Genomic DNA, 15200 nt, shown 5'->3' with positions numbered 1-15200 from the left:
ACGCCCCCGACCGTCAAGCCCGACCGCCATGGCGGCCGGACCCGGGTCGGTGGATGTCAGATCTCGTCGTCGTCCGAGTCCAGCGCGGTGAGCTGGGCGCCCAGCTCCTGCTCGACATCGTGGGCCGAGGGCGCGGCGGGCTCCACCACGCCATCGCGCCGGCGGCGCCGCTCGGCGTGGTGGGTCAGGCCGGTACCGGCCGGGATCAGACGTCCCACCACCACGTTTTCCTTCAGGCCGCGCAGGTAGTCGCGCTTGCCGGTCACCGCCGCCTCGGTTAGCACTCGCGTGGTCTCCTGGAAGGAGGCCGCGGAGATGAACGACTCGGTGGCCAGGCTGGCCTTGGTGATACCCAGCAGCACGCGCTGGTACTTGGCCGGGAACTTCTCTTCCTTCTCGAGACGCGCATTCTGCTCGAGAACGCGGACCAGCTCGGCCTGGTCGCCGGGAATGAAGTCGGAATCACCGGCATCGGTGATCTCCACCTTGCGCAGCATCTGACGCACGATCACCTCGATGTGCTTGTCGTTGATGCCCACGCCCTGGAGGCGGTAGACCTCCTGGATCTCGGCGGTGATGTACTTGGCCAGCTCCTCCACACCCAGCAGACGCAGGATATCGTGGGGGTTGCTGGGGCCATCGGAGATGACCTCGCCCTTCTCCACCGACTCGCCCTCGAAGACGGCGATCTGACGCCACTTCGGGATCAGCGCCTCGTAGGGGTCGCCGTCCTGCGGGGTGATGGTCAGGCGACGCTTGCCCTTGGTCTCCTTGCCGAAACTGATCACGCCGCTGATCTCGGCGAGGATCGACGGTTCCTTGGGCTTGCGCGCCTCGAACAGGTCGGCGACCCGCGGCAGACCACCGGTGATGTCCTTGTTGCCGGACGCCTCCACCGGGATGCGTGCGACCACCTCACCGACGCCGATCTTCGCGCCGTTGTCGGCGGTGACGATCGACTTGCCGGGCAGCGGGTACTGCACCGGGGTGTCGGAGCCGGTGACGGTGACCGGCTGGCCGGACTCGTCGTTGAGCAGGATCATCGGGCGCTTGTCGCGACCGGCCATGGGACGCGCCGCCGCCTCGATCACCTCGATGGAGGAGAGGCCGGTCATCTCGTCCACGCTGCGGTGGATGGTGACGCCCTCGTCCATGTCGGCGTACTGCACGGCACCCTCGGCCTCTGCGACGATGGGGTGGGTGTGCGGGTCCCACTTGGCCACCGCCTGGCCGGCCTCGACGCTGTCGCCGTCGCGCACCGACAGTTCGGCGCCGTAGGGCAGCTTGTAGTACTCGCGCTCACGGCCATGATCGTCGGCGACGGCCAGGGCGCTGGAGCGGGAAACCACCACCAGCTTGCCGTCGGCGCGCTCCACGTACTTGATGTTGTGCAGACGCACCTTGCCGCCGTGCTTGACCTGGACGCTGTCCACCGCGGAGGCCCGCGAGGCCGCACCACCGATGTGGAAGGTCCGCATGGTCAGCTGGGTACCCGGCTCACCGATGGACTGGGCGGCGATGACGCCCACGGACTCGCCGATGTTGACCTCGTGGCCACGCGCCAGGTCGCGGCCGTAGCAGGCCGAACAGACGCCATGGGCGGTCTGGCAGCTGATCGCGCTGCGCACCACGATCTCGTCGACGCCCATGGTGTCGAGCTCGGCGCACCACTTCTCGTCGAGCAGCGTGCCGCGCGGAATCAGCACCTCGTCGCTGGCCGGGTCGATGACGTCCTGGGCGACCACACGACCCAGCACGCGCTGGGCCAGGGAGACGATGATATCGCCGCCCTCGATGACCGGGTGCAGGGTCAGGCCACGCTCGGTGCCGCAGTCCTTCTCGGTGATCACCATGTCCTGGGCCACGTCGACCAGGCGACGGGTCAGGTAACCGGAGTTGGCGGTCTTGAGTGCGGTATCCGCCAGACCCTTACGGGCACCGTGGGTGGAGATGAAGTACTGGAGTACGTTCAGGCCCTCACGGAAGTTGGCGACGATCGGCGTCTCGATGATCGAGCCATCCGGCTTGGCCATCAGGCCACGCATGCCGGCCAGCTGACGGATCTGGGCGGCGCTACCCCGGGCACCGGAGTCGGCCATGATGAACACGCTGTTGAAGGAGTCCTGTTCGACCTCCTTGCCTTCGCGGTCGACCACGGTCTCCTTGGAAATGCCCGCCATCATCGCCTTGGCCACCTTGTCGTTGGCCTTGGACCAGATGTCGATCACCTTGTTGTACTTCTCGCCGGCGGTGACGAGGCCCGAGGAGAACTGGTCCTCGATCTCCTTCACCTCCTCCTCGGCGCCCTCGACGATCTCGGCCTTGGCGTCCGGGATGACGAAGTCGTTGACGCCGATGGAGGCGCCGGACCAGGTGGCCAGGCGGAAGCCGGTGTACATCAGCTGGTCGGCGAAGATCACCGTCGGCTTGAGGCCGGCGCGGCGATACACCTCGTTGAGCAGGCCCGAGATCGCCTTCTTCTTCATCGGCTGGTCGACCAGCTCGAAGGGCACGCCCTCCGGCAGGATGCGGAACAGCAGCGCACGACCCACGGTGGTGTCACGCAGTACGCGCTGATGGGTCTTCTCTCCGCTCTCCTCGTCGATCAGCACCTCGTCCAGGCGCACCTTGATGCGGGCATGCAGAGCCACATGCTGGGTGTTGAAGGCGCGCTCCACCTCGTTGAGGTCGGAGAACACCATGCCCTCGCCCTTGGCGTTGATCTTCTCGCGGGTCATGTAGTAGAGACCCAGCACCACGTCCTGGGAGGGCACGATGATCGGCTCGCCGTTGGCCGGCGACAGCACGTTGTTGGTCGCCATCATCAGCGTGCGCGCCTCGAGCTGGGCTTCCAGGGTCAGCGGCACGTGGACCGCCATCTGGTCACCGTCGAAGTCGGCGTTGTAGGCGGCACACACCAGCGGGTGCAGCTGGATCGCCTTGCCCTCGATCAGCAGCGGCTCGAAGGCCTGGATGCCGAGGCGGTGCAGGGTCGGGGCGCGGTTGAGCAGCACCGGATGCTCGCGGATGACGTCGGCGAGGATGTCCCACACCTCCGCCGTCTCGCGCTCGACCATCTTCTTGGCGGCCTTGATCGTGGAGGCATGCCCCAGCGACTGAAGCTTGGAGTAGATGAACGGCTTGAACAGCTCCAGCGCCATCTTCTTGGGCAGGCCGCACTGGTGCAGGCGCAGGGTCGGGCCCACGGTGATGACCGAGCGGCCGGAGTAGTCGACGCGCTTGCCCAGCAGGTTCTGGCGGAAGCGACCCTGCTTGCCCTTGATCATGTCGGCCAGGGACTTCAGCGGGCGCTTGTTGGAGCCGGTGATGGCCCGGCCGCGACGGCCGTTGTCCAGCAGCGCATCCACCGCCTCCTGCAGCATGCGCTTCTCGTTGCGCACGATGATGTCGGGCGCATTGAGGTCGAGCAGCCGCTTGAGGCGGTTGTTGCGGTTGATCACGCGACGGTAGAGGTCGTTGAGGTCGGAGGTGGCGAAGCGGCCACCGTCCAGCGGCACCAGCGGACGCAGGTCCGGCGGCAGTACCGGCAGCACCTCCATGACCATCCACGCCGGGTCGTTGCCGGAGCCCTGGAAGGCCTCCAGCAGCTTGAGCCGCTTGGAGAGCTTCTTGATCTTGGTCTCGGAGTTGGTCTGCGGGATCTCCTCGCGCAGGCGCTCGATCTCCTCGAGCATGTCGATGTCCTTGAGCAGCGCCTGGACTGCCTCGGCACCCATGCGGGCGTCGAAGTCGTCACCGAACTCCTCGAGGGCCTCGAAGTACTGCTCGTCGTTGAGCAGCTGGCCACGCTCCAGCGTGGTCATGCCCGGATCGATGACCACGAAGCTCTCGAAGTAGAGCACGCGCTCGATGTCACGCAGGGTCATGTCCAGGAACATGCCGATGCGCGAGGGCAGCGACTTCAGGAACCAGATATGGGCGACCGGGCTTGCCAGCTCGATGTGGCCCATGCGCTCGCGACGCACGGCGGCCTTGGTCACCTCGACGCCGCACTTCTCGCAGATGATCCCACGGTGCTTCATGCGCTTGTACTTGCCGCACAGGCACTCGTAGTCCTTCACCGGGCCGAAGATCTTGGCGCAGAAAAGGCCGTCCCGCTCCGGCTTGAAGGTACGGTAGTTGATGGTCTCGGGCTTCTTGACCTCGCCGAACGACCAGGAGCGGATCATGTCCGGGGACGCCAGGGTAATCTTGATCGCGTCGAACTCGTCGGACTGAGACTGCGATTTGAGGACTTTCACCAAATCTTTCATGGGGTCGGCTCCGCTGCGGAGTTGTCATGGGCGGGGGCACTGCTGCCGCCCCCGCGGACCGTCATAATGTGAAGCGTCGGCCGCCTCAGCTCTCGAGCTCGATGTCGATGCCCAGCGAGCGGATCTCCTTCACCAGCACGTTGAAGGATTCCGGCATGCCCGCCTGCATGGCGTGGTCGCCATCCACGATGTTCTTGTACATCTTGGTGCGACCCTCCACGTCGTCGGACTTGACGGTGAGCATCTCCTGGAGGGTGTAGGCGGCGCCGTACGCCTCCAGGGCCCAGACCTCCATCTCACCGAAGCGCTGACCACCGAACTGCGCCTTGCCGCCCAGCGGCTGCTGGGTGACCAGCGAGTAGGAGCCGGTGGAACGCGCATGCATCTTGTCGTCCACCAGGTGGTTGAGCTTGAGCATGTACATGTAGCCGACGGTCACCGGACGATCGAAGGCGTCACCGGTACGGCCGTCGTAGAGCGTCATCTGGCCGGAATCCGGCAGCTCGGCCAGCCGCAGCAGGTGCTTGATCTCGTGCTCGTCGGCACCGTCGAACACCGGCGTGGACATCGGCACGCCCGCCTTCAGGTTCTTGGCCAGGGCGATCACCTCGTCATCGGTGAGCGACTCGAGCTCCTCGACACGGGTGCCCGGGGTGGAGTTGTAGACCTGCCCCAGGAAGTCGCGGATCTCGGCCACCTGCTGTTCGCGGGCATCGCGCAGCAGGCCGTCGATCTTGCGACCCAGCCCCCAGGCGGCGAGGCCCAGGTGGGTCTCCAGGATCTGCCCCACGTTCATGCGCGACGGCACGCCCAGCGGATTCAACACCACGTCCACCGGCTCACCCTGGTCGTCGAAGGGCATGTCCTCGATGGGCATGATCGCCGAGATGACACCCTTGTTACCGTGGCGGCCGGCCATCTTGTCGCCCGGCTGCAGGCGACGCTTCACCGCCATGTAGACCTTGACGATCTTGAGCACGCCGGGCGCCAGGTCGTCGCCCTGGGTCAGCTTGCGCTTCTTGTCCTCGAAGCGCTCGTCCATCTCCTTGCGACGCGTCTCCAGCTGCTCGTCGGCCTGGGCCAGCAGCTCGTTGAGAGCCTCGTCCTGCAGGCGCAGCTTGAACCACTGCTGACGCGGCAGCTCCTCGAGATAGCTCGTGGAGAGCACATCACCCTTCTTGAGCTGGGGCCCGCCGTTGACGGCCTGGCCGCTCAGGGTCCGCTTGAGGCGCTCGAAGGTGGCGTCCTCGGCGATGCGGTAGGTCTCCTGGAGGTCCTTGCGAACCTCGTCGAGCTGCATCTGCTCGATGGAGAGCGCACGCGAGTCCTTCTCCACGCCGTCGCGGGTAAACACCTGGACGTCGATGACGGTGCCCTTCATGCCGGTGGGGGCACGCAGGGAGGTGTCCTTAACGTCGCTGGCCTTCTCGCCGAAGATGGCGCGCAGCAGCTTCTCTTCCGGCGTCAGCTGGGTCTCGCCCTTGGGCGTGACCTTGCCGACCAGGATATCGCCCGGACCGACCTCGGCACCGATGTAGACCACACCGGCCTCATCCAGCTTGGAGAGCGCCGACTCGCCGACGTTGGGGATATCGGAGGTGATCTCCTCCGGCCCCAGCTTGGTGTCGCGGGAGACGCAGGTCAGCTCCTGGATATGGATGGTGGTGAAACGGTCCTCCTGGACGACCCGCTCGGAGAGCAGGATGGAGTCCTCGAAGTTGTAGCCGTTCCACGGCATGAAGGCGATGCGCATGTTCTGGCCCAGGGCCAGGTCGCCCATGTCCACCGAGGGACCGTCGGCCAGGATGTCGCCGCGGGCCACGGAGTCGCCGGGACGCACGATCGGACGCTGGTTCTGACAGGTGTTCTGGTTGGAGCGCACGTACTTGGTGAGGTTGTAGATATCAACGCCGGCCTCGCCGCCGATGATCTCGTCCTCGTTGATCCGCACCACGATGCGCTTGGCATCCACGGAGTCGATCACGCCGCCACGACGTGCCACGGCGCAGACGCCGGAGTCGCGGGCCACGAAACGCTCCATGCCGGTGCCGACCAGCGGCTTGTCGGCGCGCAGGGTGGGTACCGCCTGACGCTGCATGTTGGCACCCATCAGGGCGCGGTTGGCGTCATCGTGCTCGAGGAACGGGATCAGCGCCGCGGCCACGGAGACTACCTGGCGCGGCGAGACGTCCATCAGCGTCACCTGCTCGGGACGCATGAAGGTGGTCTCGCCCTTGTGACGCACCTGCACCAGGTCATCGATCAGCTGGCCGGCCTCGTCCACGGTGGCGGAGGCCTGGGCGATGACGAAGTCGCCCTCCTCGATGGCCGAGAGGTGGACCACATCGTCGGTCACCTTGCGATCCACGACCTTGCGGTACGGCGTCTCGAGGAAGCCGTAGCTGTTGGTGTGGCTGTAGGTGGCCAGGGAGTTGATCAGGCCGATGTTGGGACCTTCCGGGGTCTCGATCGGGCACAGACGGCCGTAGTGGGTGACGTGGACGTCACGCACCTCGAAGCCGGCCCGCTCACGGGTCAGGCCGCCCGGGCCGAGCGCGGAGACGCGGCGCTTGTGGGTGACCTCGGAGAGCGGGTTGTTCTGGTCCATGAACTGGGAGAGCTGGCTGGAACCGAAGAACTCCTTGACCGCCGCGGCGACGGGCTTGGCGTTGATCAGGTCCTGGGGCATCAGGCCCTCGCTCTCGGCCATGGAGAGACGCTCCTTGACCGCACGCTCGACGCGCACCAGGCCGACACGGAACTGGTTCTCGGCCATCTCGCCCACGCAGCGGATACGACGGTTGCCCAGGTGGTCGATATCGTCCACCTCGCCGTAGCCGTTACGGATGTAGATCAGCTCCTTGAGCACGTCGAGGATATCGCGACGGTCGAGCACGCCGGCACCGGTGTCGCTGTCGCGACGCAGGCGGCGGTTGAACTTCATGCGGCCGACGCCGGAGAGGTCGTAGCGGTCCTCGCTGAAGAACAGGTTGTTGAACAGGGTCTCGGCGGCCTCCTTGGTGGGCGGCTCGCCGGGACGCATCATGCGGTAGATCTCGACCAGCGCCTCGAGCTGGGAACCGGTGGTATCCAGCTTGAGGGTATCCGAGACGAAGGGCCCGCAGTCGAGGTCGTTGGTGTAGAGGGTCTCGAGGCTGGTGATACCGGCCTGACCGACGCGCTCGAGCAGCTCCGGGGTGATCTCAGTGTTGCAGGGGCAGATCAGCTCGCCGGTGTTGGGATCGACCTGATCCTTGGCCAGGGTCTTGCCGAACAGGTACTCCATCGGCACCTCGAGACGCTCGAGGCCGACCTTCTCCAGCTGGCGGATATGCTTCTGGGTGATGCGACGCCCTTCCTCGACGATGATGCCACCATCGGCATCCTTGATGTCGAAGGTGGCGGTCTCGCCGCGCAGGCGTGACGGCACCAGCTCCACAGAGAAGCCGTTCTTCTCGATGTGGAAGGTGCTGGTCTCGAAGAACTCGTCGAGAACTTCCTCGGCGCTCATGCCCAGGGCACGCAGCAGCACCGTGGCCGGCAGCTTGCGGCGACGGTCGATACGGACGAAGACGTTGTCCTTCGGATCGAACTCGAAGTCGAGCCAGGAGCCACGGTAGGGGATCACCCGGGCGGAGTAGAGCAGCTTGCCTGAGGAGTGGCTCTTGCCCTTGTCATGGTCGAAGAACACGCCGGGCGAACGATGCAGCTGGGAGACGATGACACGCTCGGTACCGTTAACCACGAAGGTACCGTTCTCGGTCATCAGGGGGATCTCCCCCATGTAGACTTCCTGCTCCTTGATGTCCTTGATCGCCTTGTTGGATGACTCCTTGTCATAGATGATCAGGCGAACCTTGACGCGCAGGGGAGCCGAGTAGGTGACGCCACGCAGCTGGCACTCCTTGACGTCGAAGGCCGGAGTGCCGAAGCGGTAGCTGACGTACTCCAGGGCGGCATTGCCGGAGAAGCTCTCGATCGGGAACACCGACCGGAAGGCGGCGTGAAGGCCGACCTCAAGACGCTCCTCGGGCGCACGGTCCTGCTGGAGGAAGTCGTAATAGGAATCAAGCTGGATCGCCAGCAGGTAGGGCACATCCATCACTTGGGGCAGTTTGCCGAAATCCTTGCGGATGCGTTTTTTCTCAGTGTATGAGTAAGCCATCTGTATTCCCCAGCTTGTTCACCATGGGTGACCGATGCGTGGTCGGCGCCACCCGACGGGATGCGGCTCCGTCAGGCGATGAAGGCAAGCGCCTCGAGGGTCGCTCGCCTTCTGGAATTCGGCTGGCCGGGCTGCCGTGGCAGCGGCCAGTGACAACAGAAAAAGGCCGGCAGCGGGTGTCCCGCCACCAGCCGTGGAAGCTTACGCAGCGCGTGAAGCCATGTCGCTCAAGGACTTACTTGAGCTCCACGCCCGCGCCGGCTTCTTCCAGCTTGGCCTTGGCCGCTTCTGCGTCTTCCTTGGACATGCCTTCCTTGATGGTCGCCGGCGCGCCGTCGACGGCACCCTTGGCTTCCTTCAGGCCCAGGCCGGTGATCTCGCGGACAACCTTGATCACGTTGACCTTCTTGTCGCCGGCGCTGGTCAGCACCAGGTCGAACTCGGTCTGCTCTTCGGCAGCGGCTTCACCACCGGCAGCCGGGCCGGCCACGACGGCGGCAGCGGCAGACACGCCGAACTTCTCTTCCATGGCCTCGATCAGCTCGACCACTTCCATGACGGACATGTCGGAGACGGCGTTGATGATGTCTTCTTTGGTCAGTGCCATTGTCACGTTTCCTAACTTTGCGGGAGTCGAACTTGAGCGTCGACTCGGGATTCAATATTCGATTCAGGCTGCCTGCAGGAGTTCGCCGTTCAGGCGGCTTCTTCCTGCTTCTGATCGCGCAGGGCGGCCAGGGTACGGACCAGCTTGCCGGCGGATGCCTCTTTCATGACGGACATCAGCTTGGCAATCGCCTCGTCGTAGGTCGGCAGCGTCGCCAGACGGTCGAGATCGGTGGCCGGGATCAGCTCACCTTCGTAGGCCAGCGCCTTGACCTCGAAGTTCTTCTCCTCCTTGGCGAACTCCTTGAACAGACGGGCAGCGGCGCCCGGGTGCTCATAGGAGAAGGCCAGCAGGGTCGGACCCGAGAAGGTCTCGTCCAGGATCTCCCAGGGAGTTCCGGACAGGGCGCGGCGTGCCAGGGTGTTGCGGACAACACGGATCTGGACGCCATTCTCGCGGGCCTGCTTGCGCAGGTCGGTCATCTTGCTGACCGTGACGCCGCGAGAATCGGCAACTACGACGGAGAGAGCATCCTTGGCCGCTTCACTGACCTCGGCAACAATCGCCTTCTTGCCTTCGAGTGCTAGTGGCACAGTGATCACTCCTTCGTGCCGGAACCTCGCGATGAGGGTTCCGGTGGTTACCATCTCTTCCGACCGCCCGAGGGCGAGCCGGAAGTCCTGGGTGATGGTGCTCACCAGAAGCCTGGCGGCAACACCATCTGCGCAGGCCAGCCCCGAAGGGATGATTAAGCCGCCCTTCCGAAGAGAGGCGGCGCCTGCGGTCTTTGACGGTGCCCGCCGGCGAGTCGTGACTCGACACGGGGACCGCAAAGTTACTGCTAGTTGCTCGACCCGCTGACCGGTCAGACCAGGCCAGAGTGGTCGATGGTCACACCCGGGCCCATGGTCGTGGACAGGGTGACCTTCTTGAAATAGATGCCCTTGGAGGTGCTCGGCTTGAGCTTCTTCAGGTCGGCGACCAGCGCATCCAGGTTGCCCTGAATGGCGGAAGCGTCGAAGTCGACCTTGCCAAGGGTGGTATGGATGATGCCGTTCTTGTCGGTACGGAAGCGCACCTGACCGGCCTTGGCGTTCTTGACCGCGGTGGCGACGTCCGGAGTCACGGTGCCGACCTTGGGGTTCGGCATCAGGCCGCGCGGACCGAGGATCTGACCCAGCTGGCCGACGACGCGCATGGCGTCCGGCGAGGCGATCACCACGTCGAAGTCGAGCTGGCCTTTCTTGACCTGCTCGGCCAGGTCGTCCATGCCGACGATATCGGCACCGGCTTCCTTGGCGGCGTCGGCGTTGGCACCCTGGGTGAACACGGCGACGCGAACGTCCTTGCCGGTACCGTTGGGCATCACGGTCGCACCGCGAACCACCTGGTCGGATTTCCGCGGATCGACGCCCAGGTTGATGGCGACGTCCAGGGACTCCTTGAACTTGACCGTGGACAGCTCGGCGAGCAGGGCCACGGCTTCCTCGAGAGAGTAGACCTTGGTGGAGTCGACCTTCTCGCTAATCATCTGTGCGCGCTTGGACAGCTTGGCCATGATCAGAGACCCTCCACGTTCAGGCCCATGCTGCGGGCACTACCGGCAATGGTACGCACCGCGGCGTCGAGATCGGCAGCCGTCAGATCCGGCTCCTTGGTCTTGGCGATCTCTTCGAGCTGCTCACGGGTCACGGTACCGACCTTGTTCTTGTTCGGCTCACCGGAGCCGGACTTGATGCCAGCCGCCTTCTTCAGCAGGACCGCCGCGGGCGGGGTCTTGGTGATGAAGGTGAAGCTGCGGTCGGAATAGACGGTGATCACCACGGGAGTGGGCAGACCCGGCTCGATCTCCTGGGTCGCGGCGTTGAACGCCTTGCAGAACTCCATGATGTTCACGCCGTGCTGACCCAGCGCGGGGCCCACGGGGGGACTCGGGTTGGCCTTACCAGCTGCGACCTGCAGCTTGATGTAAGCCTGTACTTTCTTGGCCATGATAGGACTCCAGTTGGGTAATAACGCCTTGCGGCTCCCCGGTGTTGCGGCCGCCGCAGCGGCCCTGCCTGCATCGGTCGAGCGTTACTCTTTCTCGACCTGCGCGAATTCCAGTTCGACAGGTGTCGAGCGCCCGAAGATCAGCACACTGACCTGAACGCGACTCTTGTCGTAGTTGACCTCCTCGACGACGCCGTTGAAGTCGGCGAAGGGGCCATCGATGACGCGCACCGACTGACCCGGCTCGAACAGAGTCTTGGGCTTGGGCTTGTCGGTCCCATCCTGGACACGGCGCAGGATGGCGTCAGCCTCTTTCTGGGTGATGGGCGCCGGCTTCTCCTTGGTACCACCGATGAACCCCATCACGCGTGGGGTCTCGTTGACCAGGTGCCAGGTCTCGTCATCCATCTCCATCTCGACCAGCACATAGCCGGGATAGAACTTGCGCTCGCTCTTGCGGCGCTTGCCGTCACGCATCTCGACGACTTCCTCGGTCGGCACCAGGATCTCGCCGAAGCGATCCTCCATGCCATACATCTTCACGCGTTCCTTGAGGGAGCGCATGACATGCTTCTCGAAGCCGGAGTAGGCGTGAACGACATACCAACGCTTGGACATGGGGGCTCCTAACCGATAACGCCGGACATCGCCCAGCCAAGAAGGGTGTCGATCAACCACAGCATCAGGCCGACCACCAGCACGGCGACCAGCACGATGACCGTGGTCTGGATGGTCTCGGGCCGAGTCGGCCATACCACGCGCTGAATCTCTTTCTTGGCGGCACGGGCCAGCTCGGCGAGTTCGCGGCCCTTGGTAGTGGTAAACGCCACCACAGCGGCCAGCGCACTCAGCGCCACGACACCCAATACGCGGTAGAGCAGGGCCTGATCGGCAAAGTAGGTGTTGCCTACCACGGCCAGGACCAACAGAGTGACGACAACCGCCCACTTGAGCCCGTCGTGGCGCGACTCCTGCACCTCGGCGTTATGTTTCATGAAAACGAGACTCCTCAGGGCGCGGCAATCGAAACGTGAAATCTTCTGGGAACGCACCAGCCTGGGGAAGGCTGGCAGGCCAGGAGGGAATCGAACCCCCAACCTGCGGTTTTGGAGACCGCTGCTCTGCCAATTGAGCTACTGGCCTGTATCTGCCTTGCTCCGCCCTTTGCAGGCGGCCTTCAACAGCGGGCGCTATCATAGCGAAAGCCGCTTCGCCTGGCAACCCCTCTCGCCACCATGATCGACCCAGCGGCGAGAAAGAGAAAAGGCGAGCATAGGCTCGCCTTTTCAATGTGGAGCTCATGGACGGATTTGAACCGTCGACCTCACCCTTACCAAGGGTGTGCTCTACCCCTGAGCTACATGAGCCTAACCTGTGCATCCTGAGATGCTGGAGCGGGCAGCGGGGATCGAACCCGCATCATCAGCTTGGAAGGCTGAGGTTCTACCATTGAACTATGCCCGCCTACCCACTCATTGCGACCCCGATGATAAATCGATCATCGCGATCTGATTCTGGTGGAGGGGGAAGGATTCGAACCTTCGAAGCTTTCGCGGCAGATTTACAGTCTGCTCCCTTTGGCCACTCGGGAACCCCTCCAACTGGCGGCATATCTTAACACCGCTGCCCCGGTTGTCAAGTCGCTGTTTTATCAGCTTCTTCAGCCTCGAAGGAGCACCACTCGCAGCGCCGCCCTTCGCCTCGGAACGCGGCGCATTGTGTCAAAGCAGCATGGAGAATGCAAGCCCGGCGCGAATCTTTTCCAGTGCCACAGGTGTCGGCACGCGGGGAGCCCCTGCCATTCGCCCTGCCCGCTCGGCGGCAGTCAACGGAAAACTGGCCTCCAACCCCCCGTAGACCATGTCGGGCCAGACCGCGTGGGGGACCTGCAGCCCCCGGGAGACAACACGGGCATCGCCACCGGTCAGCATCAACGGCAGCGCGACCCCCTCACTGTCACAGACCTCGGCGTAGACACGATTGATGGCGCTCACCGCCGCCATGTAGATGCCATGATTCACAGCCTCTACCGTGCGTCGGCCGGGAACCAGCAGCTCCTCCGGCTCGCTGTCGGGGTCGATGGCCACGTTGCGCGTCCCCAGCTTGAGGCTCTCCTTCATCAGGCGTAGCCCCGGCAGGATATACCCCCCCAGGTGGCGACCGCCGGGCAGCACGAAATCGATGGTAATGGCACTGCCGCAATCCACCGCACAGCAGCCTCCCACCAGCTGGTAACCGGCCAGCACCCCCAGCCAGCGATCGACACCCAGCCGCTCGGGTTCCTCGTAGCCATTGGTGACGCCCAGCGCCTCGGGGCTCGAGTGTGCCACATGCACGGCCCCCACGCGCTGGCGCAGCAGCTGAACGGTCTCCTCGAGCACGCTGCGTCGCGCCACGCTGGAGATACGCACCGACTCGACCACATCGAGGTTGGGAATATCGGCACCCGGCCGCCACTCCTCCCGGGTCCACACCGCACCACGTGAGCGGATCTCGCTGCTGTCGACATCCTTGAGACGCCACTTGGAGAGGGTATTGCCGATATCGAGATCGAGGATCATGAGCGCACACGCAGGCTGATTTCACCACCCGCCAGGCAGCGACGCCGCCCCTCCTGGGTCACCACCAGGTTGCCGGAGCCATCGACACCGTCGGCCACCGCCACCTCTTGTGCAGTGCCGCTCAGCACATCCACCTCGCGTCCGGCGAAGGCGTGCCGCGCGTTCCAGGCGTCGCGCCAGGGTGCAAAGCCATCGCGTTCGAATTCCGCCACCAGCGGCAGGAGCGCCTCCAGCAGGTCGACCGCCAGGGCATTGCGGGACACGCCGGCAGCCTGATCCTCGATGGCAGCGGCCGGCTGTTCCAGGGTGCTGCGAAAGCTCTCGGGCAGGGAGACATTGATCCCCATGCCGATCACCACTTCGCAGGGACCCGAGGCGTCACCGCTGACCTCTACCAGGATACCCGCCAGCTTGCCGTACCCTCCGTCGGGCAACGCCAGGAGGACGTCGTTGGGCCACTTGAGCAGCGGTGACACCCCATGACTCTCCAGTACCCGGGCCAACACCACCCCCACGGCAAGGCTCAGCCCCTCCAGGACCGCGATGCCAGACTCCACCCGCCACCCCATGGAGAGCATCAGGCTGCGGCCCCAGGGGGTGGACCAGACGCGTCCACGGCGGCCACGCCCGGCGCTTTGCTGCTCCACCAGGCATACCTCGCCGTGCCCTGCTCCCTGCTCGAAGCGCTCGCGCAGGAAGGCATTGGAGGATGGCAGGGTCTCCTCGACGAAGAGCCGGGTCAGATGAGTACGCGCCTGGTGCGAGAGGTCCGCGATGATGCGCGGGCCGTCGAGGAGCTCCAGGGGCTCGGCGAGTCGATAGCCCTGTCCCTTGACCGCCTCCATGGTGATCCCCAGGGACTCGAGCTTGCGTAGCTGCTTCCATACCGCAGCACGGGACACGCCGAGCTGTTCACCGAGCTGCTCGCCCGAGTGGAACTCGCCGTCGCCGAGCAGGCGGATGAGGTCACCAATGGTCATGCGTGGGATCCCGGACCGGAAAAGCCCTCATTCTATCGGATGCGGCGCCACCCCGGAAACGTAACTGCCCAGAAACCGCGCCCCGCGCCCCCGTTTCCGCACACCCCAAACGCAAAAAGCCCCGACCATCTCACGATGCTCGGGGCTTTTCTGAATAAGTGCCTGACGATGATCTGGCCGGCACTCCGGGACTCTCCATGGGGAGACCCCTGGAACGACGAAACCCCAGCCATGGGCTGGGGTTTCTGAATAAGTGCCTGACGATGACCTACTCTCACATGGGGAGACCCCACACTACCATCGGCGCTGAGTGGTTTCACTGCTGAGTTCGGCATGGGATCAGGTGGTTCACGCTCGCTATGGTCGTCAGGCGAAAAACGGTGATTCATGCTGACGAGACACGTCTCTGCGTATCCGGTGTCGTGGGTCATCACAGACCCCTTGGGTGTTATATGGTCAAGCCTCACGGGCCATTAGTACCGGTTAGCTCAACACCTTGCAGCGCTTCCACACCCGGCCTATCAACCAGCTGGTCTCGCTGGGCCCTTCAGGAGGCTCAAGGCCTCGGGGAGATCTCATCTTGAAGGGGGCTTCCCGCTTAGATGCCTTCAGCGGTTATCC

Annotated in this window: 10 protein-coding genes, 4 tRNA genes and 2 rRNA genes; all 16 read right to left on the bottom strand. The window is 64.5% G+C overall.

The genetic code is table 11. From position 1 onward, the window contains the following. Positions 1-56: 56 nt before the first annotated feature. Positions 57-4274, bottom strand: coding sequence for a DNA-directed RNA polymerase subunit beta' (gene rpoC, locus LWH48_RS14100; RefSeq protein ID WP_232913065.1), 4218 nt, complete (start codon positions 4272-4274; stop codon positions 57-59). Positions 4275-4359: 85 nt separating this feature from the next. After that, complete coding sequence (gene rpoB, locus LWH48_RS14095; protein ID WP_232913064.1) at positions 4360-8439, bottom strand: DNA-directed RNA polymerase subunit beta; 4080 nt, start codon at positions 8437-8439, stop codon at positions 4360-4362. A gap of 235 nt (positions 8440-8674) precedes the next feature. After that, positions 8675-9046, bottom strand: a complete 372-nt coding sequence (rplL, locus tag LWH48_RS14090; RefSeq protein ID WP_161430170.1) for a 50S ribosomal protein L7/L12 — start codon at positions 9044-9046, stop codon at positions 8675-8677. An 89-nt stretch (positions 9047-9135) separates the two neighbouring features. Continuing rightward, complete coding sequence (gene rplJ / locus LWH48_RS14085) at positions 9136-9639, bottom strand: 50S ribosomal protein L10 (protein WP_161430169.1); 504 nt, start codon at positions 9637-9639, stop codon at positions 9136-9138. A 272-nt stretch (positions 9640-9911) separates the two neighbouring features. After that, on the bottom strand, positions 9912-10604 hold the full coding sequence (rplA, locus tag LWH48_RS14080; RefSeq protein WP_161430168.1) for a 50S ribosomal protein L1: 693 nt from the start codon (positions 10602-10604) through the stop codon (positions 9912-9914). A gap of 2 nt (positions 10605-10606) precedes the next feature. Beyond that, positions 10607-11038, bottom strand: a complete 432-nt coding sequence (gene rplK, locus LWH48_RS14075) for a 50S ribosomal protein L11 (protein ID WP_132044070.1) — start codon at positions 11036-11038, stop codon at positions 10607-10609. An 84-nt stretch (positions 11039-11122) separates the two neighbouring features. After that, positions 11123-11656, bottom strand: a complete 534-nt coding sequence (gene nusG, locus LWH48_RS14070) for a transcription termination/antitermination protein NusG (RefSeq protein WP_161430167.1) — start codon at positions 11654-11656, stop codon at positions 11123-11125. 8 nt (positions 11657-11664) lie between these two features. Continuing rightward, positions 11665-12033 (bottom strand): preprotein translocase subunit SecE, encoded by a 369-nt coding sequence (secE, locus tag LWH48_RS14065; RefSeq protein ID WP_161430166.1) that lies wholly within the window; start codon positions 12031-12033, stop codon positions 11665-11667. 72 nt (positions 12034-12105) lie between these two features. Next, positions 12106-12181: transfer RNA gene (locus LWH48_RS14060), tRNA-Trp, on the bottom strand. A 149-nt stretch (positions 12182-12330) separates the two neighbouring features. Then, positions 12331-12405: transfer RNA gene (locus LWH48_RS14055), tRNA-Thr, on the bottom strand. Between the two features lie 23 nt (positions 12406-12428). Further along, positions 12429-12502: transfer RNA gene (locus LWH48_RS14050), tRNA-Gly, on the bottom strand. Positions 12503-12553: 51 nt separating this feature from the next. After that, a tRNA-Tyr gene (locus LWH48_RS14045) sits at positions 12554-12637 on the bottom strand. Positions 12638-12759: 122 nt separating this feature from the next. Then, positions 12760-13599 (bottom strand): type III pantothenate kinase, encoded by an 840-nt coding sequence (locus tag LWH48_RS14040; RefSeq protein ID WP_232913063.1) that lies wholly within the window; start codon positions 13597-13599, stop codon positions 12760-12762. Further along, positions 13596-14579, bottom strand: a complete 984-nt coding sequence (locus LWH48_RS14035) for a biotin--[acetyl-CoA-carboxylase] ligase (protein ID WP_232913062.1) — start codon at positions 14577-14579, stop codon at positions 13596-13598. Before LWH48_RS14035 ends, LWH48_RS14040 begins: the two co-directional genes overlap by 4 nt. 255 nt (positions 14580-14834) lie before the next feature. Further along, positions 14835-14950 (bottom strand): 5S ribosomal RNA (rrf, locus tag LWH48_RS14030). Positions 14951-15031: 81 nt separating this feature from the next. After that, positions 15032-15200 (bottom strand): 23S ribosomal RNA (locus LWH48_RS14025); the annotation flags it as partial.

The organism is Halomonas sp. G15 (genome assembly GCF_021282295.1).
In the GTDB taxonomy this organism is placed as follows: Bacteria; Pseudomonadota; Gammaproteobacteria; order Pseudomonadales; family Halomonadaceae; genus Halomonas; species Halomonas alimentaria.
The sequence above is the reverse complement of the archived record's forward strand: the minus strand, read 5'-3'. Positions and strand labels throughout refer to the sequence as shown.